The organism is Arthrobacter sp. SAFR-023 (genome assembly GCF_051965295.1).
Classification (GTDB): Bacteria; Actinomycetota; Actinomycetes; order Actinomycetales; family Micrococcaceae; genus Arthrobacter.
In genome coordinates this window covers 1-1,029 of the sequence record NZ_JBQCMF010000053.1, presented here as the reverse complement: position 1 = coordinate 1,029, position 1,029 = coordinate 1, and the positions used below count along the sequence as shown (strand labels likewise).

The window sequence follows — 1,029 nt, the reverse complement described above, 5'->3', positions numbered from 1 at the left end:
CGCCGATCTGACCAGGGTCACCAGCGGATGGGTTTCGCTGTTCTCGCCCATCGGGTGGGGCCAACGCTCCAGGCCCTTCTCTGCCGCTGACCCCGCGCCGCTGCTGGTCCTGGCCGCAGCGGCCACCGCCCTGGCCGTTGCCGTCATGGTGCTCCGAAATCGCAGGGATCTGGGCGCCAGCCTGCTGCCCGAACGTGCAGGCCCGGAGCGAGCCGGCGCGGGTGGTGCCTCCTTCCTGGGCCTGGCGTGGCGCCAACAGCAGCCCACCCTGATCGGCTGGTGCCTCTTCGCAGCCCTGCTCGGTGGCATCGCCGGAAGCCTCGGGCCCGTGGTCAGTGACGTGATCGGCGGCAATGACTCACTCCGGGAGCTGATCCTTCGCCTCGTCCCGGGGACCCGGGCAGAGATCATCGATGTGTTCACCGCTGCCCTGCTGGGCATCGCCGGTGTCCTGGCCGCTGCCGCCGGCATCCAGGCCATGCTGCGGCTCCGCACAGAGGAAGCCGAGGGCAGGGCCGAACTCCTCCTGGCCACGCCCCGCTCCCGGGCCCGGTGGCTTGGCGCGAACCTGATCCTCGCCGCGGCCTCTGCCACGGTCGTGGCCGCCGTCGCCGGGACCGCGGCCACCGCCGGCCTCACCCTCTCCGGCGTGGGCAACGGCCCGCCCGGCCTGCTGATCGGCTCCGCGTTGGCGCACGTCCCGGCCGCCGCCGTCTTCGTCGCGGCAACGGCGGTGGCCTTCGCCGCGGTGCCCAGGGTGAGTATTCCGTTGGGGTGGGCCATGTTGGCCGGCGGCCTGGTCCTGGGTCAGTTCGGTGAGCTGCTGCGCCTGCCTGCCTGGCTGCAGGATGTGAGCCCGTTCCGGCACTCCGCGGCGATGCCTGTCGAGCCGTTCGACCCCGAAGCTGCCCTGACCCTGACCACCATTGCCCTCGCCGGAGCAGGGATCGCTGCCTACCTGTTCCGGCGCCGCGACCTCACTCCGTGATACCGAACGCTTGGACAGGTGCTGCTCGCTGTGCGGCTGGT

At 71.9% G+C, this 1,029-nt stretch carries 1 protein-coding gene; it reads left to right on the top strand.

Annotation, left to right across the window (positions count from 1 at the left end):
* Positions 1 to 988 (top strand): ABC transporter permease subunit (locus ACTHQX_RS21695; protein ID WP_440159304.1); only part of this gene is annotated, 988 nt, incomplete at its 5' end.
* Positions 989 to 1,029: the final 41 nt, after the last annotated feature.